This window comes from Domibacillus tundrae (genome assembly GCF_000970675.1).
GTDB classification, from domain to species: Bacteria; Bacillota; Bacilli; order Bacillales; family Domibacillaceae; genus Domibacillus; species Domibacillus tundrae.
Genome location: NZ_LAJA01000001.1, coordinates 113,821 through 137,833 on the forward strand (window position 1 = coordinate 113,821; position 24,013 = coordinate 137,833).

The window sequence follows — 24,013 nt, forward strand, 5'->3', positions numbered from 1 at the left end:
CTCCAAGCGGTCAGTTCCTCGAGGCCCACACGATGTGGGTCACAAAAGCGTTGCAGCAGGAAGCTGCGTTCTTAGCTTTTGTACCAAAAAGCCGTCACAGCTGTGTGGCAAAGAGCGCCACTTCTCTGGTCCGTCTTACGCCTGCCGGGGCCTTCCGCTTGGGCCCGCAGGATGCGGGTCATAAAGGCGTTGCGGCACGACGCCGCGTTCTTAGTCTTTGATCCTTTAGTACTTGACGTGAATTGTCAGAACCGTTAAACTACAAATAATAAACCTTTAGTACATTAGCGAACTAAAGCGAAAATACATGTGATCGGGTGATAAAAGATATGTCGAAGCTGTTAATGTTTGAAAAGCCAGTTGGAATGCGGGACACATTGCCGCACATTTATGAAACGAAACGAAAGTTAAAAGAAGCGGCTGAAAGTGCCATGAGAAGCTGGGGATACCGTTTTATTGAGACACCGGCGCTTGAATATTATGAAACAGTCGGGGATGCATCGGCGATTTTAGACCGCCAGTTGTTTAAGCTTCTTGATCAGCAAGGAAATACGCTCGTCTTGCGTCCGGATATGACAGCACCAATTGCTCGTGTGGCCGCAGCGAAATTATTAAAAGAACGTGTGCCGCTCAGATTAGCTTATTCAGCAAGTGTCTACCGTGCCCAGCAGCGTGAAGGCGGCCGTGCCGCTGAATTTGAACAGATTGGCGTCGAAATGATCGGCGACGATACAATTAGTGCCGATGCGGAAGTGATTGCACTGCTTGTATCGGTCATGAAGCAGGCAGGTCTTGAAAAATTCCAGCTCTCCCTTGGCCATATCCGGTTTATAGATGAACTGTTTCGTCAAATTCTTGGGACAGAAGAGCGGTCCGAGCAGCTGCGCCGGTTTTTATATGAAAAAAATTACGTCGGCTACCGTGAACATGTGAAAAGCCTGCCTCTGTCATCGATCGATAAGCAGCGCCTTCTTCAATTTTTAAGCTTGTCAGGCGGCATAGAGTGCCTCGATGAAGCGGTAAAATTGGTCGAAGGAAGTACGGGTATTGAAGCGCTTGATGAATTAAAATCGGTGTTCAGCCGCTTGCAGGAATACGGCGTGGATCAATACGTCACATTCGATTTGCCGCTTGTCAGTCATATGAGCTACTATACGGGTCTTGTCTTTGAAGTGTATACAGATGGTGTCGGAGCACCTGTCGGAAACGGCGGCCGTTATGATGATCTGCTTCAAAAGTTCGGCCGTCCGGCTGGTGCAACCGGCTTTGGCCTGCGTGTTGACTTTTTGCTGGAAGCACTGGAAGAATTAGAAGAGGAAACGGGCGTTCATTGTGTGCTATTCAGCAATGAACGGCGCGTTGAAGCCATACAGGAAGCCCAAAAACGCCGTGCGGCAGGAGAGTGTGTTTTGCTTCAAGACGTGGCGGGCGTAAAAGATGTCGATAAATTCACCGAAACGTGCAAAAGCGTAACGTTTTTTGTCGGGAAATCAACAGGAGGGAACGCATAAATGTCGATGTTAACCATTGCAATGCCAAAAGGACGAATTTTTGAAGAAGCGGCAGCTCTTATGCAGGAAGCAGGATATCAATTGCCGCCGGAATTAGATGAATCCCGCAAACTGATTATTGAAGTGCCGGAAGAAAATATGCGCTTTTTCCTTGCAAAACCGATGGACGTTGCCACCTATGTCGAGCATGGCGTGGCGGATGTCGGCATCGCGGGCAAAGATGTGCTGCTTGAAGAAGAGCGCGATGTATATGAGCTGCTTGACTTAAAAATCAGTCCTTGTTACCTCGCTGTTGCAGGACTCCCGAATACGTCATTAAATGAAGTGGCACCAAAAATTGCCACAAAGTATCCAACGGTCGCATCCGCTTATTTCCGGGAAAAAGGCGAGCAGGTGGAAATTATTAAATTAAACGGCTCGATTGAACTGGCCCCGCTTATTGGATTGTCCGACCGGATTGTCGATATCGTGTCGACCGGCCAGACGCTGCGGGAAAATGGGCTCGTTGAATATGAAACAATCGTCGGCATTACATCCCGCCTTATTGTGAATCCAGTCAGCTATCGGATGAAAAACGAGGAGATTGCCACACTTGTCAGCCGTTTGACTGACACGATTGAAGAAAAGGCGGTGCAATAATCGATGATTAAGATCAAAAATGTCACAGCAGGGCTTTCAATCAAGCGGTCAGTGGATGCTGGAACTGAAGAGCAGCAGCGAATTGTGCGTGAGATCATACAAGATGTTCGTGACAACGGCGACCGTGCGCTTTATGCCTATACAGAAAAGTTTGACGGAGCGAAATTGTACAGCTTAAAAGTCACACAGGAAGAAATCAATGAGGCATACACGGCGCTCGATGACAACATGATCAAAATTATTCGTGAAGCGGCGGAAAACATCGCTTCTTTCCATGCAAAGCAAAAACGGGAAACATGGCTGTACACAAATGCGGACGGCTCGATTTTTGGACAAAAATTGACGCCGCTTGATTCAGCAGGTGTGTATGTCCCAGGTGGAACAGCCGCTTATCCATCTTCTGTTTTAATGAATGTCATGCCGGCGAAAACGGCCGGTGTGAAGCGGATCGTCATGGTATCACCGCCTGGAAAAGATGGCCGCCTCCCAGCGGGGGTCCTTGTTGCGGCTGACATTGCCGGTGTAAAGGACATCTTTAAAGCCGGTGGTGCTCAAGCTGTCGCGGCACTTGCATACGGAACGGAATCGATTAAAGCAGTCGATAAAATTACTGGACCGGGCAACATTTTTGTCGCTCTCGCGAAACGGGAAGTATTTGGTGACGTCGACATTGACATGATTGCCGGACCAAGTGAAATCGCGGTGCTTGCGGACGAAACAGCATCTGCGAAAGAAGTCGCAGCCGATATGCTGTCGCAGGCAGAGCATGATACACGCGCGTCCGCCGTTTTGGTGACAACGTCAGAGCCGCTGGCAAAAGAAGTGGCGCTTGAAATTGAACAGCAGCTGTCTACATTGCCACGCGAAGAAATTGCGCGTCCATCAATTGAACAGCATGGTGCTATTTATATTGCGGCGACGATGAAAGAAGCGATTCAAACCATTAACGACATTGCACCGGAGCACTTGGAAGTGATGACGGAAAATGCGCTTGAATATGTAAAAGATATTAAACATGCCGGCGCTATTTTCGTTGGGCGATATTCATCAGAGCCGGTCGGCGACTACTTTGCCGGTCCCAATCACGTGCTGCCGACAAATGGAACAGCCCGTTTTTCAAGTCCGCTCAATGTGGATGACTTTATGAAAAAATCGAGTATTATCATGTATAGCAAAGAAGCATTTGACAAGCACGGAGCGAAAATTGCTGCTTTTGCACGACTCGAAGGATTAGAAGCACATGCCCGCGCGATCGAAGCGCGTAACGAATCAAAGAGAGAAGGCTAAACAATGGGAAATCGGAATTCAGAACTGCAGCGTTACACAGGCGAAACAAAAATTGATTTGGCTTTTGAAGTGGATGGAGAAGGGAAATCCGATATCCAGACAGGTGTGCCATTTATGGATCATATGCTGGATTTGTTTACGCGCCACGGCCACTTTGACTTAACAGTAAAAGCAGACGGTGATGTCGAGGTAGATGACCACCATACAACAGAAGACATCGGTATCGTGCTTGGCATGGCATTGAAAGAAGCGCTGGGCGATAAAAAAGGCATTAAGCGTTATGGCAATTTCTTTGTGCCAATGGATGATACATTGGCACAAGTGGTGGTTGATTTGAGCAACCGCCCGCATTTTGAAATTCGCGGCGCGGAATTCCCGTCTCAAAAAGTCGGCACGTTTGATACAGAGCTTGTGCACGAATTTTTATGGAAGTTTGCACTTGAAGCCCGCATGAACCTGCACGTCATCATTCATTACGGAACGAATACACACCATATGATAGAAGCGGTCTTTAAAGCGATGGCACGTGCGATTGATGAAGCGGTCACGATTGACCCGCGCGTGAAAGGCGTACCATCAACGAAAGGGATGTTGTAAATGATCGGCATTATCGATTACGGCATGGGCAATTTGTTCAGCGTATCCAAAGCTCTGGAACGGATTGGCATCCCATATATCATCAGTGAATCACCAGAAGAATTAAACAACACAAAAGGTGTGATCCTGCCAGGTGTTGGCGCGTTTAAAGATGCGATGGCGCGCCTTCGTGAAAAGGAACTGGATCAGTTTATCCACCAATATGTCGACAGCGGCCGCCCGCTTTTAGGCATTTGCCTTGGCATGCAGCTTTTATTTGAAGAAAGCGAAGAAAATGGCCAATTTGAAGGCCTGGGTTTATTAAAAGGACGCATCGTGCGTATTCCGGACCGCGATGCAGACGGCGAACGGCTGAAAGTGCCGCACATGGGCTGGAACAAGCTGCATTTTCATCAAGAAGCACCCGTATTGGAAGGCATTGAAGACGGCTACGTTTATTTTGTCCATTCCTATTATGCAGATGGAGTAGATAAGCAGGCCCTTCTTGCCAGTGCGGAATATGGCGTACACGTGCCGGCGGTTGTTGGACGTGACAACGTATCAGGCATGCAGTTTCACCCGGAAAAAAGCAGCGCAACCGGCATGAAGCTGTTAACGAATTTTGCGAAAGCGATGGAACGATCGGAGGACATATTATGAGTTTTACGATTTACCCGGCAATCGATATGCGCGGTGGAAAATGTGTCCGCCTCGTGCAAGGCGATTATAATCAAGAAACGGTATATGGGGATTCGCCGTTTGATATGGCGAAATCCTTCGTGGAGCAAGGTGCAGAGTGGATTCATATGGTGGATCTTGACGGCGCCAAAGACGGCCAGCGCGTAAACGATACGTTCGTCATTGAAGCAGCCCAAAAGCTGAATGCGAAAGTGCAAATCGGCGGCGGCATCCGGACAGAAGAAGACGTGAAGCATTATTTAGAAAACGGTGTAGACCGCGTGATTATTGGCAGCCTTGCTGTGAAAGAACCCGAACTTGTGAAAAACTGGCTTCGTACATATGGAGATAAAATCGCGATCGGCCTTGATGCAAAAGGTGGGTACGTGGCGACACACGGCTGGCTTGAGACTTCGTCTGTAAAAGCGATCGATCTCGCAAAGGAATTTGCAGAAGCGGGCGCGGAGACGTTTATTTTTACAGATATCGCAAATGATGGCATGCTGTCAGGACCGAATACAGAAGCAACAGCCGAACTTGCGCGGGCAACTGGCAAGAGCGTGATTGCATCAGGCGGCGTCAGCTCGTTGGACGATTTGCGCGATCTGGCAAAATGGAAAAATGATGGGCTGTCCGGTGCCATTTGCGGAAAATCTATTTACACAGGCCGATTCACTGTAAAAGAAGCGCTGGAGGTGGCAGCGGAATGATGACAAAACGCATCATCCCATGCCTCGATGTAAAAGAAGGACGTGTGGTCAAAGGCATTCAATTTGTTGAGCTGCGCGACGCAGGTGACCCCGTTGAGCTGGCGCGTGTTTATGACGAGCAAGGTGCGGACGAGCTTGTTTTCCTTGATATTTCAGCTTCGGTGGAAGGACGGAAAACGATGGTCGATGTTGTGCAGGCGGTCGCATCTGAATTGGCCATCCCATTTACGGTCGGCGGCGGCATTAACGCACTAGATGATATGAAACGCATTTTACGTGCGGGCGCAGATAAAGTATCATTGAATACAGCGGCTGTAAACAATCCGGGTTTGATTAATGAAGGAGCCGCGTTTTTCGGCTCGCAGTGTATCGTCATTGCAATTGATGCGAAATATGATGAATCGATCGGAACGTGGCGCGTTTATACACACGGCGGGCGCACCCCAACAGAACGAACGGTTATTGATTGGGCGAAAGAAGCGGTCGAACGCGGTGCCGGCGAAATTTTGCTGACGAGCATGGATGAAGACGGCAGCAAGCAAGGATTTGATATCGCGCTGACGAAAGCGGTCGGTGATGCGGTCTCTGTCCCTGTTATTGCATCAGGCGGCGCCGGAAACGCGCAGCACTTTTTGGATGTGTTTACAGAAGCGCAAGCCGATGCGGCGCTGGCGGCTTCTATTTTTCACTATAAAGAAACCGGCGTTGGAGAGGTAAAACAATTTTTGCGAAATGCAGAGGTGAACGTTAGATGATTGACAAAGTGAAGTTTGATGAAAAAGGACTCGTCCCTGCAATTGTGCAGGATGCAACAACGTATGAAGTATTGACGCTCGCTTATATGAACAAAGATTCTCTCCAAAAAACGATGGAAACAGGCGAAACGTGGTTTTACAGCCGGTCCCGAGAAGAGCTTTGGCATAAAGGCGCAACAAGCGGCAACACACAAAAAGTCATCTCAATGCAGTTTGACTGCGATAAAGATGCTATTGTCGTAAAAGTGGAGCCAGCGGGTCCTGCCTGCCACCGTGACACAACGAGCTGTTTTGATGAGCCGTTTTACGGAGAAGACAATGGGTCATTGCCTTACTCGATTTTGCAGCAGCTTGAGCAAGTCATTGCCGACCGCGAGCAAAATCGTCCAGAAGGTGCTTATACAACGTACTTGTTTGAAAAAGGCGTCGATAAAATTTTGAAAAAAGTTGGCGAAGAAGCAGCGGAAGTCATTATTGCCGCGAAAAATCGCGACAAAGAAGAATTGCAGTGGGAAGCAGCCGATCTCTTGTATCATCTGCTTGTATTATTGCGTGAACAAGACTTGGCGCTTGATGATGTGCTTTCTGTTCTTGCACGCCGCCACGAAGGCAAAGGAAAAGAATAAAGGAAAGCCGGTCCAGCCGTGGACCGGCTTTTTGTCTGTTTTTCTTCCGATACGTATGCTATACTACATAAGTTAATCATATAGAACGTACGGAGGATTTTCATGGGAAATGACTCAATGCGCCGGAAACAAAAAGAGAATGTTGTCTCATTTTTTCCGACAGGAGAGTTTTATTATAAAAAAGGAATGAAGGCACTCGAAAAAAGAGAGCTGCCGAAAGCGAAAAAATATCTTTCGCGCGCAATGGACCTAGAGCCGCTGGAACCGATTATCGCCTGCCAGCTGGCGATCGTAGAAACGGAGCTTGGACATTATGAACAGTCAAACGGCCTGCTTCATTTTGTACTCGACGATCTCGATCCGCATATGACAGAGTGCCATTATTTTCTTGCCAACAACTACGCGCATCTCGGTTCGTTTAAAGAAGCGTTCCGCCATACACAGATGTATTTGGACTTGGACGAGCAAGGCGAATATAAAGAAGATGCCGAAGATCTGCTAGATTTAATTACGCTTGACAGTGAAGAAGCGTTTGACGATTTGTCTGAGCAGGACGATATGATAGAAATGCAGGAAGAGTCGCGGTATTTGCTTGAAAGCGGCAATTTTGCAAAGGCCGCTGTTCATCTTGAAGAAACAGTGAAAAAATATCCTGATTTTTGGGCTGCTTACAATAATTTGGCACTGGCTTATTTTTACCTTGGTCAGTCGGAAAAAGCACATGGTGTACTTGAAGATGTACTGGAGCGCAACTCTGGCAACCTGCATGCGATCTGCAACAAGATTGTGTTTTATTTTTACGAAAAAAAGCAGGAGCCGCTTGCTGATTTAGCGGATCAATTGGTAAAAATCCAGCCGCTTATTCCAGATCAGCAATTTAAAATTGGTGCGACATTTGCGTTAATCGGACGGTATGAAGATGCATACCGCTGGCTGAAAAAGCTGCAAAAAAGCGGGTTTGAAGGAGAAGCGGGCTTTTATTACTGGCTGTCGTACGCAGCACATCATACCGGGCGGCCGCAAACAGCACGATCCGTCTGGAAAAAAGTGCTCCGGGACAACCCGGAAAAAGAAGGGCTCGAGCCGTGGGGTTCCGGAAAAGATAAAAGCGAAATTGAGCGAAATCCGGAAGTCATCGTCGGCTATTTAAACGGAGAACGCGATGAAGAACGGTTATTTGGGCTTTTTTTGTTATCGCTTGCCAGCGACCATAAAGAAGTAATGACCCATCCGGACTTTTGCGATATTGATCAATTGCAGCCGCATGAAAAAATTTATATGGCTGATATTCTTGGCATGCCGGTGGACAGCTCGCTTTTAATGGAAATGAACACACGCCTTGCGCACGAAACGGCGCTCGTTTTGTATCGACACTTTCGGCCGCTTGGCCAGCAAGAAGCAGGACTGTTTCTTATGTGGTTTTCGATTTTTCTTGAGCTTCAGTATCAAAAAGCGAACTTGTCGAAGCCGGCCGGTCTTGCGGCAGCGGTGGAATATGTATGGCGGAAACTTCGCAATGAACCGTTTAGCCAAACAGAAGCCGGGGAAAAATATAGCGTCTCCGTTTCTACGGTGCAAAAATATGCGAAATTTATTCGCGAGCATCTTCTTTGAGCAGAATAATAGACGGAATGAATGAAATTCAGTACGATAAAAGTATCATCTCGAATATACGATTAAGGGTATTAATTTTGACCATAAAGGAGAATTGACTATGACGGCTGAAGAAAAAATTTATGACGTAATCATTATCGGTGCCGGACCTGCCGGAATGACGGCGGCTGTTTATACATCTCGTGCCAATCTTTCAACTTTAATGATTGAGCGCGGCGTGCCGGGCGGGCAGATGGCGAACACGGAAGAAGTAGAAAATTATCCGGGCTATGAGCACATTTTAGGTCCTGAACTTTCGACAAAAATGTTCGATCATGCAAAGAAATTCGGTGCGGAATATGCATATGGAGACATTAAATCGATTACAGAAGGCAAAGAATATAAAACGATTAATGCCGGATCCAAGCAATACAAAGCGCGTGCGATCATCATCACTACAGGTGCCCAGTATAAAAAAATCGGCGTCCAGGGTGAAAATGAACTTGGCGGACGCGGTGTATCGTATTGCGCGGTTTGCGACGGCGCGTTCTTTAAGGAAAAAGATCTTGTTGTTGTCGGCGGTGGAGATTCTGCTGTTGAAGAAGGCGTTTATTTAACCCGTTTTGCGAAAAAGGTAACAATCGTTCATCGTCGCGACGAGCTGCGTGCGCAAAAGATTTTGCAGGACCGTGCGTTTGCAAATGACAAAGTGGACTTTATTTGGAGCCATACCCTAAAAGAAATCAAAGAAAAAGACGGCAAAGTCGGCAGTGTGACACTCATTTCAACTGAAAACGGTGAAGAGCGCGAATTTCCGGCTGACGGTGTGTTTATCTACATTGGCATGGTGCCGTTAACAAAACCGTTCCTTGACCTTGGGATTACAAATGATGAAGGCTATATCGTAACCAATGAAAAAATGGAAACCAAAATCCCAGGTATTTATGCAGCTGGCGATGTGCGTGAAAAAATGCTTCGCCAAATCGTTACAGCGACAGGCGATGGAAGCATTGCGGCCCAGGCGGCCCAGCACTTTATTGAAGAATTAAAAGAAGAACTCGGTGTTAAAGCGTAATCATAATTTTACGTTCTCGTCATCGTTTTGAAATATGCGGGTGGTATAGTAAGAGGGTAATCAAACTGCCCCCTGCAGCTTTTTTTACACAGGACTGTCTCGGTATGAGGCAGTCCCTTTTTTATGAGTATACAGCTATTCTGATTGAATAATATTTGATGAACAGCAAAAGTAACTGATAAAACTCTTCATTCGATCGGTAAAAGACTTGATCTGACCGATAAATGTTTTTTATCGGTCAGATCGTTTTGTTTATCAATCACTTCTTGCTTTTACCGGTCTTATCGGAAGAAATATGGGTTAACATTGTTCAGCTCCGGGCGCCAACGGTTCGAGGACATAAGTCTGATTGTCTATGTGGCAAAAAGCGCCACTTCGAAAGTTCGCCTTATGCCTGTCGGAGCTGAACGGCCGTTTCCGCTTGGGCTCACAGAATGTGAGTCATAAAGGCGTTGCGGCACGATGCCGCGTTCTTAGCCTTTAATCCTAAAAAAACACCCGGCAGCGTTGAACTTCTTTCGGCGTACCTTTATAATAAAAGAAATATCTGTTGGCAGTTTGACGGGGGTGTTATTGTGCAGCGTGTCACAAATTGTGTATTAATGAAGGATGGACAGGTGCTTTTAATGCAAAAGCCGCGCCGTAACTGGTGGGTAGCACCTGGCGGGAAAATGGAGCCGGGTGAATCAGTGCGGGATGCAGTGATTCGGGAATATCGGGAAGAAACAGGCCTGTACTTGCGAAACCCGAACGTAAAAGGAATTTTTACATTTATTATTAAAGACGGCGAAAAAGTAATGAATGAATGGATGATGTTTACGTTTTTTGCCGATCAGGCAGACGGCAGTCCGCTTTCTGAAACGCGGGAAGGCGATTTGTATTGGAAGCCGATTGAAGAATTAAAAGAACTTCCGATGGCGGAAGGCGACCGTCATCTGCTTGAATATATGGTGCATGGAACAGGACTGCTCTACGGGGCATTTACCTACACACCTGAATTCGAATTAATTTCATATCGACTCGACCCAAGCTGAATGGAGAGAAAGGGGAATGATCATGGCGAATGATGTGCAGCTTGTAATTATCACAGGTATGTCCGGAGCCGGTAAAACGGTAGCCGTTCAAAGTTTTGAAGATCTTGGCTTTTACTGTATGGATAATTTGCCGCCGACGCTTTTGCAGCCTTTTTTGGCGCTCATGAAAGATTCCGGGCAAAAACTGAAAAAAGTAGCGATTGTGATGGATATGCGCGGCCGCGAATTTTTTGATCATTTGCAAACAGCGCTGGATGAAGCGGCTGAAACGCTTAATACGGCACCTCGTGTCCTTTTTTTAGATGCGGAAGATGAAGTGCTGGTGCGCCGGTATAAGGAAACACGGCGCACGCATCCGCTGTCGCGCGATGATCGCCCGCTTGACGGCATTCATCAGGAGCGTGAACTTTTAAATGATTTGCGCGGACGCGCCAATATGATTTTAAATACGTCAAAAATGAAGCCGAAAGATTTGCGTGAAAATATTATGCGCGAATTTTCGCCAAATAAGCAGGCTTCGTTTACTGTGAATGTTATGTCTTTCGGTTTTAAGCATGGGCTGCCCATTGATGCAGATCTTGTGTTTGATGTCCGGTTTTTGCCAAATCCTCATTATATCGAGCATATGCGTCCACGGACGGGACTTGATTCAGATGTTTCCGAGTATGTAATGAAATGGAACGATACGCAAAAGTTTTTAGAAAAAGTAACAGATTTGCTGACATTTATGATGCCTCATTACAAAATGGAAGGCAAATCGCAGCTCGTCATTGCGATTGGCTGTACGGGCGGCCAGCATCGTTCTGTCGCCTTATCCGAGTATTTGGCGAACTATTTTAAAGACGATTACAAAACACGCGTGACTCACCGTGATATTGATAAACGAAAGGCAGACAAGGCATGACACCGCTACAATCACAGCAGCCAAAAGTTGTCATTATTGGCGGAGGAACGGGACTGTCTGTGCTGCTTCGGGGATTGAAACGTCATCCAATTGACCTCACCGCGATTGTCACAGTAGCGGATGACGGCGGCAGCTCCGGAAGGCTTCGAACCGAATTAAATATCCCGCCGCCCGGCGATATTCGCAACGTACTCGCTGCGCTTTCAGACGTAGAACCGCTCGTTGAATCATTGTTTCAGCATCGTTTTTCAACAAATAATGAATTATCCGGTCATGCGCTTGGCAACTTAATGATTGCGGCTCTTTCCTCGATTACAGGCGATTTCGGGCATGCCATTCAGGAAATGAGCCGGGTGCTGAATGTCCGGGGGAAAGTGCTCCCGGCTGCGAATCAGAGCGTTGTGCTTCATGCGGAAATGGAAGATGGATCCGTTGTTTCCGGAGAGTCGAAAATTCCATACTCCGGCAAAAAGATTCGCCGCGTATTTTTAACACCGGATAAAATTGAACCGCTTCCAGAGACGATACGATCAATTCGGGAAGCGGATATGATTATTCTCGGTCCCGGCAGCTTGTATACGAGCATTTTGCCGAATTTGCTCGTGCCTGGTATTGGCGAAGAAGTATGTGCAGCAAGCGCAAAAAAAGTGTATATTTGCAATTTAATGACGCAGGCGGGCGAAACGCTTGATTTCACTGCATCAGACCATGTTAAAGCCATTTATGACCATATGAAATGTTCGTTTATGGATACAATTTTAGTAAACAAAGAGCCTGTTCCGGTTGACATACAGGAGCTGTACAAAGAAGAAATGGCAAAACCGGTCGTTTATGATGTGGATAAGCTAAAGAGCCTCGGTTTGAATGCAATCTTTGATGACATTCTTACATACGAGCAATCTGCAATCCGTCATGATACGGCCAAAGTAGCCGAAATATTAGTGCGCCTCATCCCGAAACGGTAAGCGGACATCATGAGAGGAGTGGCTGATGGTGTCTTTTGCATCAGAAACAAAAAAAGAACTGACCACGATTGAAACGAGCGGATGCTGTGCCAAAGCAGAATTGTCCGCACTCATTCGAATGAACGGCTCCCTGTCGTTTTCAAACCGGCTGCTTGTCGTGAATATCCAAACGGAAAATGCAGCGATTGCCCGGCGTATTTACGTGTTAATTAAACGAAATTACGAAGCGGCTGTTGAACTGCTTGTCCGTAAAAAAATGCGTTTGAAAAAAAACAATGTATATATTGTCCGGTTAAAAGAGGATGCACAGAAAATACTGGATGACCTTGGCATAATTGAAGATGGGTTTTCATTTGTCCATCACATTTCTGACCGGATTACAGCAAAAAAATGCTGCCGGCGTGCATACTTGCGCGGAGCATTTTTAGCAGGCGGTTCCGTCAACAATCCGGAAACATCTTCGTATCATTTAGAAGTGTTCTCCTTATACGAGGAGCACAATGAAGCATTGTGTGCATTAATGAATACATTTGGATTAAATGCAAAATCGCTGGAACGGAAAAAAGGATTTATTACGTATTTAAAAGAAGCGGAAAAAATTTCTGATTTCTTTAGTATTACTGGAGCCCATAGCGCGCTTATGCGCTTTGAAGACGTCCGGATTGTCCGGGACATGAGAAACTCCGTTAACCGGCTTGTGAATTGCGAAACAGCAAATTTGAATAAAACGATCGGCGCGGCGTTGCGCCAGGTCGAAAATATAAAATTCATTGATCAAACGGTGGGTCTGGGCATATTGCCAGACCGGCTGCGTGAAATTGCAGAGCTTCGTGTTCTGCATCAAGATGTCACCTTGAAAGAACTCGGAGAAATGGTTTCAGGCACGGCGATCAGTAAATCAGGCATCAATCATCGCCTGCGTAAAATAGATGAAATTGCAGATAAAATTCGAGTCGGAGAAATGGCATCTGTGGAAAAATAAGGAAAGGACGTGGCAGACATGGCGGAAAAAACAGTACAGGTACAATTAAAATCGGGCTTACAGGCAAGACCAGCCGCACTATTTGTACAGGAAGCAACTCGGTTTAATTCAGAAATTTTTCTTAAAAAAGACAACAAAAAAATTAATGCAAAAAGCATTATGGGTATTATGAGCATCGCGCTCAGCAATGGAGAAGAAGTAACGATCAGCGCAGAAGGCCGCGACAGTGAAGAAGCCGTTGAGACAATGGCGTCACTCATTGAACGGGAAGAATGGAGCTAATATTAATAGAGAAGCGCCCTGCCGTATTTGGCAGGGCGCTGTTTATATTCAGTAAGATGAAAATTTTGTGTTCACGTGCAGGACTTTCCGTTAAAAAGAAAATCCCCAGCCGATAGAGATCACTTGAAGCCTTTAGTGATTAAGGACGTCCTCGGCAGGGATCTTTTTTATCCTTTCAACCCAATGTCCCGACTTTAAGTTTTTTCTCTTTAAGCTCAGAAACACATCTTTTCATTTATTTAACTATTTTTGAAGACTTATATTTATATTCCGATTTCGAAAATAAGTTTAATTTTTTTAACATGGAGCCTAATAAAAAAAATAAGCTGACTTCTAAAATTATTAACACTATGAAGATAAAAAGTTCTATTGATAACATGGTGAGCGGCCTCCAGAATAATAAGTCTAATCAAATAGATCAAATTTTAAATACCCACCCTGTAATAAGTTAAAACATCTTGCAAGTGGGCAGGGATATAGTGAGAAACAGAAACTAGTGAGCAGGAATAGCAGGGAAAGAGCAAAAAAAGCGCCAGGAGCGCTTTAATTAAACCGTTTATTCCTTCTGTTGAGCTTTTGACTGTTCTTTTGTGAAAACTCATAGTCGGATTCCGAAAACCATTTTAATTTTATTAACCAGGAAACCAGTGGATAAAGAAGGGTGATTTCTAAAATCGTTAAAATTATCCATGTAAAAAGTTCGTTTGAGGACATATCGAGAAAACCTCCACACTAATATGTATCATCATTTAAACAAAATTTAATTTACCCTGTATAAAGAAAAATAAACAGTTTTGTTTAGTGGTCAAAAATTGAATTAAAAAAGCGGCTGTACATACTTTATACAGCCGCTCAATATTAGATGGATGGTTAAAGCAAAAGCTAGATTAATTCAAAAGGGTCTTAGAGACAATCTTTTGATAACTATCAGTATCCGCCACCCATGAAAGATGCGCCAATGATGATTAAAAGAATAAACAATACAACAATTAGCGCAAAGCTAGATCCGTATCCACCACCGTATTGGGAACTCATAATTTTCACCTCCTTCTACATATAGTATGAAAAAATACAAACAAATCTTGTACGAATGTTTCTATCAAAATAAAAAAGTATTATCGGCAGGAGGATGAGGACAACAATTCTTCTGATTTGTAAAACAAAGAAATGAAAGAGGGTTACAATTATTACAGAACAAGCGGTTGAAAATTGAAGTGTGAAGTACCAGGCACTTCTCAATCATATTAATCAGTTGTCTGGCAAGCATGGTGTTCCTATTGCTTTTCTGCTCATTTGACGCTCGTTTTTGCATCAAGAACGCATAGCAATCAAGCCGGGAAGTTGAAAGGCTGTAAAGATGTGATAAACGGGCAGCGTGAGTATTCACGAAAGGAGTGGAGAGTGTGAAATATGGATTCGTCATCAACGGAGATAAAGTTGTTGCAACTTTTCATGGAGAAGGACAGAATTTCGACATGGCAGCTCACGTCTTTATGATGTCCGGGTACGGGATAAAACGAGTAACCGCTGAAGAATACCAAGCAGAAAAAGAAAAGGAGGGAGGCTAAACATTTTGGCCGGCCGCAATAAGAAAAGCCGAAGAGACTACATAAAAAATCCCCGAAGCCGTATTAAGGGCATCAGGGATTTTTAAACTTAACGTATCGAGTTGTGGTAATGTCCTCGGCAGGAATCGAACCTGCATTTCAAGCTTCGGAGGCTTGCGTGCTATCCGTTGCACCACGAGGACATAACGATAAGGATTCGCCTAAATTCCGCAGGCCTCTACGTTGTTTTATCCGCAGGCGTTTCGCGGTATTCGTCCCGAACGCCTCTTTTCCATTTCATAGTAATCGATGTAGAGTTCGTTTGTCAATTTACTTTATATCGTTTCTTTAAGCACCCGTCATAAGCGTAACCACGGCGGAAATTAACGTTTACAAGTAGGTTGTAGGCGAATCGAGACGCGAATTAAACGGTGAATTTACGGTGACCGATGAGCGAAAATGCATAAAAAAAGCCACGGGGGTCCGTAGCAATAAAAGGAAATGTGCAAAATGTGCGAGTGGTAAATTGTGCCGCATATTAAACGTTACCCGCTGCGAAGAAGAATAAACCGTCTATAAAAAAAGCGGCCCTTGTGCAGCGGCCACTTGAATTAGATATTCGATGGTTGTGGGTGTAACTAATAATACCGTCTGCCCGTCTGAACTATTGTATGTATCCGTGTTAGAAACGTGAAAAGAGCGCAGCTACCTATCGTGATAGCGACGCTTGAAAATAGTGCCATTAGGAGAAGACAAATCAATATATGCACGGCTGGCTCGTTTTAGTACATCCTAAATCCGAATCACAATGATAATGCTTCCGTATACAGGGCGCCAATTATCCGCAAATACGCACGATAAGACCGCTTGATTAGGTATCCGGAGAGTTATATGAGTAACCAGGCATTTTCTCATCTATTTTATGTATCCTTATTAGAAACATGAAAGAGTAGCTGCGCGGCGGCGATAGCTACTCTTTCAAACGAACATGCAGTTGGAGGGCGAGAATCGATAATGTCATTGCCTAATCAATATATGCGTGGCTGGATCGCTTTAGTATGCTACCACTATTACAAGCGCACTAAAGACGCAGCTACACTGACAGAGATATTCGGTCATGCGTCGCCACGCATAACGAAAAGATATATCGGAATCAATGACGACGAGATCGCGGACTCATTAAAAGACTTCCGTTTATAAGCAATGCGAAGAAGCCGAACGGTTATATGCCGTCGGCTTTTTTCGTCCGTATTTGCGCTGGCCCGTATGTTGCGTAAAAACATAAAAAAGTCAGCTCGGAGCGATTTTAGCGGGTTTCTATCAATTATTTAAAAATATTTGAAAATAGTTAATTGAATTAAGCTGCTTTCCTTCTTTGCCATAGTATAAGGAAAGGAGGTAAATAAATGGATAATTTTTTTGAGGAAATTACCATGTCATTAGAGATTTTAAACCCTTATAATGACGAATCCATTACTTTTAGAGGAATAGTATTGAATTGGTTTATGGAAGGATCGAATCCTGAAGGACTAGAACAACTCCTTTTCTACCAAGCGGTACAAGGTCAAGGTACTGGAAATATGGGAAATAAATATTTTTTTGCGGGGATTGCCAGTGAAATTATAAATCTAAACCCTCGAGAAATAGAGGCAGCCGAGGTTGTAGCAATGAATAAAGTAATTTCTGAAGATCCTGCACCAGGTTTTACATTAGTAATTAAGAATGAAATAACTATTAATCCAAATGGAGACATAATTACGGATACTAACTTTTATTCTGGATATTGATCATGCACACAAAAAGCCCGGCGCCTGGGTGCGTTCCGGCGCCTTTTTTGCGTTGTGGCGAAAGTTTTTCGAATTATTTTCGCCAAAAGTGTCGAGTCGATAGTAGTTTTCGTTACATACGTAATAGAAGGCGAAAAAAGTTCGCGAAAAAATGTGTTGATCGGAAACTCGCGCAACAAATACGGTGTAAGGCGAAAAAGTCACGCGGCAACGTGGCGGATAATTGCCGTTATACAGAAGTGCACTTGCTTACGCAAGGCGTCGGTTTCAGCCAATAACGGGCTTCAACCTTCCGCAATATTATTATCGAACGTTCTTATTAACGTTCGGAACTAATGTGCTTGATCGACCTGTACGAAGGCGACCACAACCTTCATGGAGAACCCTATTTTTCATTTTCGCGTAACTGGATGGATCGGCGTACTCCGGATGAATTAAAAGCTATTCAAAAAAGCATCTATTCGTATGTCCGGCGAGTTACAGACGCAAAGTCAAAGGACGTGCTGTGGACGACATACTGGTTTGACCTTCAAGGAAGGGGCTATAGCAAGGGTTTTCTGTCCAATAATATCCGCGCCACAAACGATTTTGCAGATCGGTCAGTGTTGATATACGCATACAGCCGCTTTATGACACAGCATGAGAAGTCGTTCTTTCAAGACCAGGGCGTTACAGTGAACCAGGATTTACTTGCGCTTTCTGACATGCTGCAGTGATTGTGGCGGTCAAGGATACGGAACGGCGAGCCGATTAAAGTTTACATCCCGTCGAGCCGGATGCGTCGGTTGCTTAACGAATGGACCAATTACGAGATTTGAAGGAGGAATCGTATTCTCGCGCATCGAACGTTGGTGTGACGGGGGGGGGGGGAGGTTGGGCGTTTAATTGCGGGGTGGCTTCGGCTGCTCCGCGTTTTTTATTTATTTGGATCTGTTGAATTTATAAAAAAAGGATCCGTTTGGATCCTTAAGAAAATTTCTTAACACTCTGAGCAACCTTGATTATTCTCCATTTCATTAAGTTTGTCGTTTATCTCATAAAGTCTCCTAGCGATTTGTCTGCAAATTTCACAAGTATTTTGGTTCGAACTTGTAAAACCAGTTATAACGGTGTAGATTTGTCTCGGTGGACATACTATTTCCTGCTTACCTTGAATCGGAAGACATTGAGTTGAAAAACGACCTGTAATATTGTTTTGATAAATACAGCATCGAAATTGTCTTAGTGTCAAAATTAATCACCCCCTATTTTAGTAGATGCAATAAGTAGGAAGGTGCTTGTACATTTATGCGAGGAATGTATTTGAATTAACGGCATTCCGTCAATCAAGGCGCTGGAATTGTTTTATAGCGACGGAAAGCGTGAGGGCTGACGCTGACATAGTTGCCAACACCGCTGATCTTTCCGTAATATTTCAATTGATACTGAATCGTGCGCCCCCCAATCGGCGCATTATCGACACTAACGAATAAAAAGTCCGTATCGAGAATACCTCTTTCAGCCGGATGCCTGTATGTGCGAACGTTGTCATAACGGCAAGATCACGCAGGCCGGAAAAGGTATCCGTTTTAGGAGTGTCAAGCAAACGCTGAAGTTGCTGACGGCTAAATGTGGCTCCGACTTCATGTCGTACTTTTAAGTTAACGATATTCTGAACGGGATGAGACGCCGTGATGCCTTTACTTATGCAGTAGGCGAAAAACGTACGCAATGCCCGCAGCCGTGAATTGATCGTGCGGCTGGGTTTACGGAGTGCTGCGGTGGTCTTTTCATTGACCGTATTGCTGCGTCTTTTCATTGCGGATGGCCTCCTCGCCGTTTTAGCGGAGGCGTAGCGGGGTAGTGGAATACCGTAAAATACACAAAAAAGTCCCTACGTATAAATAACGTAGAGACCGTTTATCCTATCAAATTATGTCCTCGGCAGGAATCGAACCTGCATTTCAAGCTTCGGAGGCTTGCGTGCTATCCGTTGCACCACGAGGACATGCGCTTTACAGTACAATTTAAAATTATAGAGGAAGCTGGAGAGAAAAGCAATAGACATTTGAAAAAATATTCACAGAAAGAAAAAGGGGCCTGTTTAGCAGGATTTTTGCAAGAAAGAGAAGAAAACGTACAAAGAAGAAAGCATAATGTTTGACCTTCATTGACCATGAATTGTATGATGGTTAAACAATACAGTTATTTATAAGGAGGAACCACAGTATGAATTTAATTCCTACAGTTATTGAGCAGACAAACCGCGGTGAGCGCGCGTATGACATTTATTCCCGTTTGTTGAAAGACCGCATCATTATGCTTGGAAGCGGCATTGATGATAATGTGGCGAACTCGATCGTTGCCCAGCTTTTATTTCTTGAAGCAGAAAATCCGGAAAAAGATATCTCCATTTATATTAACAGCCCGGGCGGCAGTATTACAGCTGGTATGGCGATTTACGATACGATGCAATTTATCAAGCCGGACGTACAGACAATCTGCATCGGGATGGCTGCTTCAATGGGTGCATTCCTGCTTGCAGCCGGTACAAAAGGCAAACGTTATGCGCTTCCGAACAGTGAAGTCATGATTCACCAGCCGCTTGGCGGAGCGCAAGGGCAGGCGACTGAAATTGAAATCGCCGCAAAACGCATTTTATTCCTTCGTGAAAAATTGAATGGCATCTTGTCTGAGCGTACAGGCCAGCCGCTTGAAGTGATTTCGCGCGACACAGATCGCGACAACTTTATGACAGCGGAACGTGCAAAAGAGTACGGTCTTGTTGATAATATCATTACGCGAAGCCAAGCGACTCTAAAAGAAGAAAAGTAATTTATGAAAAGACCTGCGGCAGCGGGTCTTTTTTTCTTGCTGTCCAGATCCAGACACCATCAGCTCGAGGGCTCACAGGATGTGAGTCACAAAAGCGTTGCGACGACGATCTGGATGATCTAGTCGGGCGAATGCCACAGGACGTGGCAGTTTTAAAGCGCGGCAACAGGAAGTTGCGGACTTAGCTTTTGCTCTAAGCCAAGCCCTTCTGGAGGCAAAAAACGCCTCCGCCAGTGCTCGTCTTATGCTTGTCGCTGATAACCAGGCGTCTTGCGCTTTTCTTAAGCCAAACTGTATAATAACAGTGAGGGGGAGATGTGATGAACATGCAGATGAAACCGGGGCTCTGGCAGCAGCAAACGATGAAGCTCGCCATGACACAGGAATTGACCCAGGCGATTACACTGCTTCAATATTCGGCGCAGGAGCTGGCAGCGTTTTTGGAAACGAAAGCCGTCGAAAACCCGTTTATCCAATTGGAAGCGCCTGATTTGAAAGCGCTTCATAAAAAAGAGCGTTCTCATTCAGTGTCTAGACCGTCTGATGACAAAAACTGGGTCGAGCATATTGCCGATTCCTCTTATACAATAACTGATTACGTACACACTCAGTTTCAGTTAAAGAAACTGTCCGACGAGCAAAAGGGCGTCCTTGATTTTCTGTTGAATAATATGGACGAAAATGGCTATATGACAATTGGCAGCTCGGAAGCGGCCTGCCTGCTTAGGGAAAGTGAAGCAGAGGTTAGGACAGTCATGAATATGATCAAGTGGATGGAGCCGGCGGGCATTGGCGCTTTTGACTTGCAGGAATGTCTGATTTTGCAGGTTGAGCGGCGTTTGGACGCCCCGTTTTTAGCAGAAGTCATTCTTCGCCATCATTTTACCGAATTTGCCAATAAAACGTGGAAGCCGCTCGCGAAACAACTGGGTGTTGAGCTGAAAGAGATTCAGCAGGCAGCTGATTTTATTAAAACGTTAAATCCGAAACCAGGTGCTTCGTTTCAGCATAGCTCTTCCTGCTATGTGCGTCCTGACGTGTTAGTGACGCTTGCAGGGGATTTTATCGAAGTGCACTTGCTTGATGAGGATTTGCCAAAAGTGGTATTTGAAAAGAAGTACTTTAATGAAATGGCTTCGTATGCCGATAAAGAAGTGAAGCGTTTCGTGAAAGAAAAAGAAAAAGATTACCAATGGCTGATGAGAAGTCTTGAGCAGCGCCAGCAAACGATTCAGCGCGTCGGCTTGAAAATCGTTGAAAAGCAGCGCAGCTTTTTCTTTCACGGACCGGGCTCGCTGCAGCCGCTGACGATGAAGGAAATCGCGGATGAGTTATCCATTCATGAGTCTACAGTAAGCCGGACAGTGCGTGGAAAATATATGCAGACGCCGTATGGCATGTATGAATTAAAATCCTTTTTCCCATCTGGCATGACCGCTTCACAAGAAACAGGCGAAGCAACTTCCTCGAATCAAGTAAAAATCTGTATTCAAACGCTCGTCTCAGCGGAAGATAAACGGAAGCCGCTATCGGATCAGGCAATTTGTTCTGTTCTTCTTGAAAAAGGGATGGCTGTTTCAAGAAGAACGGTCGCAAAATACAGGGAACAATTAAACATCCCGTCTTCATCAAAGCGAAAACGGTATGAATGAAGGAGAAAAAATGGACGTTTATTTTTACACAAGACCGGGCTGTCACTTATGTGACGAAGCAAAAGCAGTTGTAGACATGGTTGCTGAAGAGTTCAGCCTGACGGTACTTGAGCGGAATATTGAAGAGAATGATGAGTGGACTGAGAAATACGGATTAATGATTCCTGTTGTAGAAGCGGCTGGGGAAATGATCGCGTATGGCCGCGCTGATTATGTATCCATCTTCATGAAACTTAAACAAAAAGTTAACAAATAATTTAAAAAATAACGGTCTCTTTTCGTTGATTTTTAAATAACGCCCTGCTACAATGAATTTGTAAGCAGGGAAAAATTTTTTTCGACCAGGTGGGACGTTTAATGTTTTGCTTGGGACGAAATTAAACCCAAAAGACCGAAGAGGAGCGCGGGATATGAAACCGATTTTAAATATTCAACAGCAGCTCGTACCGGACCTGCTTGACATCATGCAAAAACGCTATCGCCTTTTGCAAGCGGTCAGGATTGCCGGGACGGCTGGAAGACGTACACTTGCCCAGTCACTGAGCATGACAGAGCGCGTTGTTAGAAGCGAAGCGGAGTTTTTAAAAGAACGCGGATTGCTCGATTTTAGCGCATCAGGCATGAAACTAACGGAAACGGGTATGGATGTGGTGAGAGAGCTGGAAGAGTTAATGCTTGAATTAAAAGGCATTGATTCAATGGTGGAAGAACTAAAGGCTCGCTACAACCTATCAGAAGCTGTTATTATCCCTGGTAATTGTGATGAATCGGCATTCGTGAAAAAAGCAATCGGTGAAGCGTGCGCAAGCCGCATAAAGAGCCATCTTAGCGGAAAGACTATCATCGCTGTGACAGGCGGCTCAACAATGGCGGAAGCGGCACGGACGATGAAACCGGATTTTGCAGAAGGAAAACACGTATTATTTGTGCCGGCACGAGGCGGAATTGGCGACGACGTCCGCAATGAAGCAAATACCGTCGCCGCATTAATGGCACACAATACAAATGGCACGCACCGTGTTTTGTACGCACCGGAGCGAATTAGCCCGGATGTACGCGAATCCCTTCTTCAAGAGCCGGCCATCCAAGAAGCTGTCAGTATGATCCAATCGGCAGACATCGTGCTTCATGGTGTCGGGAATGCGATTTCGATGGCGAAACGCCGAAAAACACCTGAAGCGGAACTTTCATTGCTGGAACAAAGTGAAGCGGTAGCAGAAGCATTTGGCTACTATTTCAACAAGGAAGGCGAAGTGATTCAAAAATTATCGACAATCGGCTTGAAACTGGAAGATTTACAGCATGCAAAAGTCGTCATTGCGGCAGCAGGCGGTGCATCAAAAGGGAAAGCGATTCGTTCTTATTTAAACGGGTCACCGAAGCTTGATATTCTTGTGACAGATGAAGCAGCCGCACGGGAATTACTTGAAGCACAATAACAACGCGAACATCCGGCAGTTCAAAATGGACTGACGGTTTGATAAACAATTTCAAGGAGGAAACACTCATGACAGTAAAAATTGGTATTAATGGTTTTGGACGTATTGGACGTAACGTATTCCGCGCAGCACTTAAAAATCCGGAAGTTGATGTTGTAGCAATCAACGACCTTACAGATGCAAACATGCTTGCACACCTTTTGAAATACGATACAGTTCACGGCACACTTGACGCAGATGTAACAGTTGACGGCGATACAATCGTTGTAAACGGCGAACGCGTAAAAGTAACAGCTGAACGCGATCCAGCGCAAATTCCTTGGGGAGCAAACGGAGCTGAAGTAGTTGTTGAATCAACTGGCCGTTTCACAAAACGTGCAGACGCTGCGAAACACCTTGAAGGCGGCGCGAAAAAAGTCATCATCTCTGCTCCTGCATCTGATGAAGATATCACAATTGTTATGGGTGTTAATGAAGATAAATACGATGCAGCCAACCACCAGGTTATCTCAAATGCATCTTGTACAACAAACTGCCTGGCTCCATTTGCAAAAGTATTGAACGACGAGTATGGCATCGTACGTGGTATGATGACAACTGTTCACTCTTACACAAATGACCAGCAAATTCTTGACTTGCCGCACTCTGACTACCGTCGTGCACGTGCAGCAGCAGAAAACATCATCCCAACTTCAACTGGTGCAGCGAAAGCCGTTTCTCTAGTGCTTCCTGAACTAAAAGGCAAATTGAATGGTATGGCAATGCGTGTTCCAACACCAAACGTATCTGTTGTTGACCTTGTTGTTGAACTTAAAGAGAATGTAACAGCTGAGCAAATCAATGCATCTTTCAAAGCAGCATCAGAAGGCGATATGAAAGGCATTCTTGCTTACACTGAGCTTCCGCTTGTATCAACTGACTACAACGGCACAACAGCTTCTTCAACGATCGATGCTCTTTCGACAATGGTAATGGAAGGCAACATGGTAAAAGTTCTTTCTTGGTATGATAATGAGAATGGCTATTCAAACCGCGTTGTTGACCTTGTTCAATACATCGCAGCAAAAGGTCTTTAATTAAAAACACGCTGTTTTTCAGGCTATAACTTGGAAATCAACAGTTCACCATCTATAATGAAAAGGTGAAACGGGGAGCGG

At 45.0% G+C, this 24,013-nt stretch carries 26 protein-coding genes and 2 tRNA genes; 24 read left to right on the forward strand and 4 right to left on the reverse strand.

Annotation, left to right across the window (positions count from 1 at the left end; genetic code table 11):
- Positions 1-329 precede the first annotated feature (329 nt).
- The 15 genes from VQ00_RS00545 (at position 330) to VQ00_RS00615 (ending at position 13,617) form a co-directional block, all read left to right on the forward strand.
- Entirely contained in the window at positions 330-1,511 is a 1,182-nt protein-coding gene (locus VQ00_RS00545; protein ID WP_046178197.1) for an ATP phosphoribosyltransferase regulatory subunit, read from the forward strand.
- Positions 1,512-2,150: an ATP phosphoribosyltransferase gene (hisG, locus tag VQ00_RS00550; RefSeq protein WP_046178198.1), complete on the forward strand. Its 639-nt coding sequence runs from the start codon at positions 1,512-1,514 to the stop codon at positions 2,148-2,150.
- 6 nt (positions 2,151-2,156) lie between these two features.
- A complete protein-coding gene (gene hisD, locus VQ00_RS00555) occupies positions 2,157-3,437 on the forward strand; it encodes a histidinol dehydrogenase (protein WP_046178869.1) in 1,281 nt (426 codons plus the stop codon).
- A 3-nt stretch (positions 3,438-3,440) separates the two neighbouring features.
- On the forward strand, positions 3,441-4,034 hold the full coding sequence (gene hisB / locus VQ00_RS00560; protein WP_046178199.1) for an imidazoleglycerol-phosphate dehydratase HisB: 594 nt from the start codon (positions 3,441-3,443) through the stop codon (positions 4,032-4,034).
- On the forward strand, positions 4,035-4,673 hold the full coding sequence (gene hisH, locus VQ00_RS00565; protein ID WP_046178200.1) for an imidazole glycerol phosphate synthase subunit HisH: 639 nt from the start codon (positions 4,035-4,037) through the stop codon (positions 4,671-4,673).
- The gene (gene hisA / locus VQ00_RS00570; protein WP_046178201.1) at positions 4,670-5,401 is read left to right on the forward strand and encodes a 1-(5-phosphoribosyl)-5-[(5-phosphoribosylamino)methylideneamino]imidazole-4-carboxamide isomerase; all 732 of its coding nucleotides are present in this window, start codon (positions 4,670-4,672) and stop codon (positions 5,399-5,401) included. Before hisH ends, hisA begins: the two co-directional genes overlap by 4 nt.
- Positions 5,398-6,156 carry an imidazole glycerol phosphate synthase subunit HisF gene (gene hisF, locus VQ00_RS00575; RefSeq protein WP_046178202.1) on the forward strand — a complete coding sequence of 253 codons (759 nt, stop codon included), beginning with the start codon at positions 5,398-5,400 and terminating at the stop codon, positions 6,154-6,156. Before hisA ends, hisF begins: the two co-directional genes overlap by 4 nt.
- Positions 6,153-6,782, forward strand: coding sequence for a bifunctional phosphoribosyl-AMP cyclohydrolase/phosphoribosyl-ATP diphosphatase HisIE (hisIE, locus tag VQ00_RS00580; RefSeq protein ID WP_046178203.1), 630 nt, complete (start codon positions 6,153-6,155; stop codon positions 6,780-6,782). Before hisF ends, hisIE begins: the two co-directional genes overlap by 4 nt.
- 102 nt (positions 6,783-6,884) lie before the next feature.
- The gene (locus VQ00_RS00585; protein ID WP_046178204.1) at positions 6,885-8,396 is read left to right on the forward strand and encodes a tetratricopeptide repeat protein; all 1,512 of its coding nucleotides are present in this window, start codon (positions 6,885-6,887) and stop codon (positions 8,394-8,396) included.
- Positions 8,397-8,496: 100 nt separating this feature from the next.
- Positions 8,497-9,450 (forward strand): thioredoxin-disulfide reductase, encoded by a 954-nt coding sequence (trxB, locus tag VQ00_RS00590; protein ID WP_046178205.1) that lies wholly within the window; start codon positions 8,497-8,499, stop codon positions 9,448-9,450.
- 575 nt (positions 9,451-10,025) lie between these two features.
- On the forward strand, positions 10,026-10,484 hold the full coding sequence (locus tag VQ00_RS00595; protein ID WP_046178206.1) for an NUDIX hydrolase: 459 nt from the start codon (positions 10,026-10,028) through the stop codon (positions 10,482-10,484).
- A 22-nt stretch (positions 10,485-10,506) separates the two neighbouring features.
- Positions 10,507-11,388, forward strand: coding sequence for an RNase adapter RapZ (gene rapZ / locus VQ00_RS00600; protein ID WP_052728243.1), 882 nt, complete (start codon positions 10,507-10,509; stop codon positions 11,386-11,388).
- Positions 11,385-12,353: a gluconeogenesis factor YvcK family protein gene (locus tag VQ00_RS00605; RefSeq protein ID WP_046178208.1), complete on the forward strand. Its 969-nt coding sequence runs from the start codon at positions 11,385-11,387 to the stop codon at positions 12,351-12,353. Before rapZ ends, VQ00_RS00605 begins: the two co-directional genes overlap by 4 nt.
- A gap of 28 nt (positions 12,354-12,381) precedes the next feature.
- Entirely contained in the window at positions 12,382-13,335 is a 954-nt protein-coding gene (gene whiA, locus VQ00_RS00610; RefSeq protein ID WP_046178870.1) for a DNA-binding protein WhiA, read from the forward strand.
- Positions 13,336-13,353: 18 nt separating this feature from the next.
- Positions 13,354-13,617, forward strand: a complete 264-nt coding sequence (locus tag VQ00_RS00615) for an HPr family phosphocarrier protein (protein ID WP_046178209.1) — start codon at positions 13,354-13,356, stop codon at positions 13,615-13,617.
- Between the two features lie 927 nt (positions 13,618-14,544).
- Here VQ00_RS00615 and VQ00_RS17880 read toward each other — a convergent pair.
- Positions 14,545-14,652 (reverse strand): YjcZ family sporulation protein, encoded by a 108-nt coding sequence (locus VQ00_RS17880; protein ID WP_082091410.1) that lies wholly within the window; start codon positions 14,650-14,652, stop codon positions 14,545-14,547.
- Positions 14,653-15,020: 368 nt separating this feature from the next.
- Here VQ00_RS17880 and VQ00_RS18360 point away from each other — a divergent pair, with 368 nt between their 5' ends.
- Positions 15,021-15,185 carry a hypothetical protein gene (locus tag VQ00_RS18360; RefSeq protein ID WP_156153934.1) on the forward strand — a complete coding sequence of 55 codons (165 nt, stop codon included), beginning with the start codon at positions 15,021-15,023 and terminating at the stop codon, positions 15,183-15,185.
- 110 nt (positions 15,186-15,295) lie between these two features.
- Here VQ00_RS18360 and VQ00_RS00620 read toward each other — a convergent pair.
- Positions 15,296-15,367, reverse strand: a tRNA-Arg gene (locus VQ00_RS00620).
- Between the two features lie 1,203 nt (positions 15,368-16,570).
- On the opposite strand from VQ00_RS00620, the gene VQ00_RS00625 reads away from it, so the two are divergent.
- Together VQ00_RS00625 and VQ00_RS17570 are read left to right on the forward strand one after the other, a co-directional pair.
- Complete coding sequence (locus VQ00_RS00625) at positions 16,571-16,951, forward strand: hypothetical protein (RefSeq protein WP_046178210.1); 381 nt, start codon at positions 16,571-16,573, stop codon at positions 16,949-16,951.
- A 341-nt stretch (positions 16,952-17,292) separates the two neighbouring features.
- On the forward strand, positions 17,293-17,667 hold the full coding sequence (locus VQ00_RS17570; RefSeq protein WP_156153935.1) for a hypothetical protein: 375 nt from the start codon (positions 17,293-17,295) through the stop codon (positions 17,665-17,667).
- 698 nt (positions 17,668-18,365) lie between these two features.
- Here VQ00_RS17570 and VQ00_RS00635 read toward each other — a convergent pair.
- Positions 18,366-18,749, reverse strand: a complete 384-nt coding sequence (locus VQ00_RS00635) for a hypothetical protein (protein ID WP_046178211.1) — start codon at positions 18,747-18,749, stop codon at positions 18,366-18,368.
- Positions 18,750-18,866: 117 nt separating this feature from the next.
- A tRNA-Arg gene (locus VQ00_RS00640) sits at positions 18,867-18,938 on the reverse strand.
- On the opposite strand from VQ00_RS00640, the gene VQ00_RS18365 reads away from it, so the two are divergent.
- From VQ00_RS18365 to gap, 6 genes are all read left to right on the forward strand, one after another.
- Positions 18,939-19,094, forward strand: coding sequence for a hypothetical protein (locus VQ00_RS18365; protein WP_156153936.1), 156 nt, complete (start codon positions 18,939-18,941; stop codon positions 19,092-19,094).
- A gap of 65 nt (positions 19,095-19,159) precedes the next feature.
- The gene (gene clpP / locus VQ00_RS00645) at positions 19,160-19,765 is read left to right on the forward strand and encodes an ATP-dependent Clp endopeptidase proteolytic subunit ClpP (protein WP_046178212.1); all 606 of its coding nucleotides are present in this window, start codon (positions 19,160-19,162) and stop codon (positions 19,763-19,765) included.
- Between the two features lie 320 nt (positions 19,766-20,085).
- Entirely contained in the window at positions 20,086-21,417 is a 1,332-nt protein-coding gene (rpoN, locus tag VQ00_RS00650) for an RNA polymerase factor sigma-54 (protein ID WP_245617979.1), read from the forward strand.
- Complete coding sequence (locus VQ00_RS00655) at positions 21,410-21,673, forward strand: glutaredoxin family protein (RefSeq protein WP_245617981.1); 264 nt, start codon at positions 21,410-21,412, stop codon at positions 21,671-21,673. Before rpoN ends, VQ00_RS00655 begins: the two co-directional genes overlap by 8 nt.
- A 154-nt stretch (positions 21,674-21,827) precedes the next feature.
- Positions 21,828-22,856 carry a sugar-binding transcriptional regulator gene (locus VQ00_RS00660; protein WP_046178213.1) on the forward strand — a complete coding sequence of 343 codons (1,029 nt, stop codon included), beginning with the start codon at positions 21,828-21,830 and terminating at the stop codon, positions 22,854-22,856.
- 68 nt (positions 22,857-22,924) lie between these two features.
- On the forward strand, positions 22,925-23,932 hold the full coding sequence (gene gap, locus VQ00_RS00665) for a type I glyceraldehyde-3-phosphate dehydrogenase (RefSeq protein WP_046178214.1): 1,008 nt from the start codon (positions 22,925-22,927) through the stop codon (positions 23,930-23,932).
- Positions 23,933-24,013 lie beyond the last annotated feature (81 nt).